General features: G+C 74.1%; 1 protein-coding gene and 1 pseudogene. One reads left to right on the top strand and one right to left on the bottom strand.

What is annotated here, in order from left to right:
- Nucleotides 1–378: pseudogene (locus tag CQZ88_RS13590) on the bottom strand (hypothetical protein); the annotation flags it as partial.
- Nucleotides 379–515: 137 nt separating this feature from the next.
- Between CQZ88_RS13590 and CQZ88_RS13595 the strand changes: the two are divergent.
- The gene (locus CQZ88_RS13595; protein WP_102799894.1) at nucleotides 516–2,084 is read left to right on the top strand and encodes an HD domain-containing phosphohydrolase; all 1,569 of its coding nucleotides are present in this window, start codon (nucleotides 516–518) and stop codon (nucleotides 2,082–2,084) included.
- Nucleotides 2,085–2,431 lie beyond the last annotated feature (347 nt).

A 2,431-nucleotide genomic window follows, 5' to 3' on the forward strand; every position in this document is an offset into this window, starting at 1 on the left:
CGCCAGGGTGGTGGCCGGCGACGAGGACACCCGCACGTCCCAGACGACGGCGTCGCCCGCCGTGATGTGCAACCGGGACGGGCCGGTCCACTCGGCGGCGACGTCGGTGCGCACCGTCCGGGTGAGGGCGGCGCCGAGGTAGCGGGCGCATCCGTGCTCCGGCGCGGCATCGCTGTAGACGGTCCAGTGGCCCTGCGGGTCGCGGTGCCAGACCGCGGTGAAGGCGGGGCCCACCGACCCGGCGGTGAACCGGCGCAGCGCCAGACAGTGCCCGCTGGCGAACGGCGCCCCGATCACGGCATACCCGGTGAACCGCTCGCCGGCGACCCGGGGCAGGGCGCGGGGCTCCTCGGCGGCTTCCTGCGGTGTGGTCTTCATCTCGTCCTCCCTCGGCGTACGAATACGGTCCTCCCGATCGTGCGCCGCGTCGTGACCGGAAGCATGGGGCCGATGCCTCATCTTCGGCATCCGTCCGGCCGGGCGCCCCGGCTCCGGCGGCGGAGGACAATGGGGCCGTGCAGCGCAGGAGCGAGTCGTCTCCGGGCCCGCGGGACGGGCCGCGGCGCGCCGAGGTGCTCGCGGCGCTGTCCCTGGCGATCGACCTGGGTCTGGGGCAGCCGATGGAGCACATGCTGCGGTCCGCCGTGCTGGCCGGACGGATCGCCGAGCGCATGGGCCTGGACGCACGGCAGCAGGCCGTCGTCTACTACGCGAACCTCGTCGCCTGGATCGGTTGCCACGCGGACTCGCACGAGTTGGCGCAGCTGTTCGGCGACGACATCGCACTCCGCGCCGATACCTACGGGGTCGACATGAGGGGGCTGCCGTTCCTGCGGATGCTGACCAGCCACGTCGGGCGCGGGCTCGACGGCGCGCGTCGCGGGGTCGAGGTCGTCGCGTTCCTGCTGACCGCCCGCCGTCGCATGGCCGAGCTGATCGGTTCGCACTGCGCCTCGGCGGGGACGCTGTCCGACCGGGTCGGGCTCGACCGGCAGGTCGGCGCGGCCCTGGCCTACGCGTTCGAACGGTGGGACGGCGCCGGGCTGCCCGCGGGTGTGCGCGGCGACGACATCCCCCTCGAGATGCACATCGTGCACCTCGCGGAGGTCTCCGAGGTCCATCTGCGGGCCGGCGGACCGGGGCGGGCCGTCGAGGTCGCGCGGGCGCGCAGCGGGACCCAGTTCTGTCCGCGGGTGGCGCGGGTGTTCCAGGAGGCCGCGGGCGAACTCACCGACGGTCTGCTCGAGCAGGACGCGTGGGCGGCGGCGCTGGATCGGGCGCCCGACCGCGCGCGAGTCCTCGCCGGCGACGAACTCGACGCCCTGCTTCGTGCGATGGCAGACTTCGTCGACCTGAAAGTTCCCTGCCTGCTCGGGCATTCGCGGGCGGTGGCCGAGCTGACCGCGGCCGCGGGCCGCCTGCGCGGCCTGCCGGCGACGGACGTCGAGGTGCTCTACCGGGCCGGGCTCGTGCACGGTCTCGGCCGGATGGGGGTGTCCAACCGGATCTGGGAGAAGCCCGGTCCGCTCACCGGCGCCGAATGGGAGCGGGTCCGGCTGTACCCCTACCTGACCGGGCGGATCCTCAGCCGCGTCACCGGCATGGAGGACGTCGTCGCCGTCGCAACCACGCACCGCGAACGCCTCGACGGCTCCGGGTATCCCAACGGCGTGCGCGGACGCGACCTGAGTGTCGCCGATCGTCTCCTCGCCGCGGCGGAGACGTACCAGCGCTTCGGGGAACCCCGGCCGCATCGCGGTGCGCTCACCCCCGAACACGCAGCGGGCCGCCTGCGGCAGGAGGCCCAACGCGGGCGCCTCGACGCCGAGGCGGTCGAGGCGGTGCTGACGGCGGCCGGGCACCGGCGGGTGCGGCGCGCGCCATGGCCGGCCGGGCTGACCGCCCGCGAGGTGGAGGTGCTGCGGCTCGTCGCCCGGGGCCGGTCCAACCGGCAGATCGCCGACGAGCTGTGCATCGCGGAGAAGACGGCCCGCAACCACGTCGAGCGCGTCTACGCCAAGCTCGGGGTGGACAACCGCACGCGGGCCGGCCTGGCCGCCGTCGATCTCGGGCTGGCCTGGTGACCCGCCGGCCCGCGGCGGGGCGACGGGAGCACCGCGGCCGGACCGGTCGTCATCGAACCCGGTTCGCTCGTCGAGGTTTTCCCGGCCGGCCCGTAGCCTCTGCGCACGGTTCAGCGGGTCGGGCGGGCCGGTACGCGCCGTTCACCCGGCAACTCGGTCACCAACACCGGCAGGTGGATTGGTGGACGCCACTGCTTGTGATGATCCGCCACCCCGTCGGATTGCCTGATGTGTTGCTGCAGCAAAGGTTTTCGAGGCTGGCGCGGAGACGGGTCGACGCACTGATCATCGTCGGCGACCTACCGGTCGGGGATCCGCAGGCAGGGCACGGCTGGGCGGGATTGGGG

This window comes from Rhodococcus sp. ENV425, assembly GCF_002887785.1.
Taxonomy (GTDB): domain Bacteria; phylum Actinomycetota; class Actinomycetes; order Mycobacteriales; family Mycobacteriaceae; genus Rhodococcus; species Rhodococcus aetherivorans.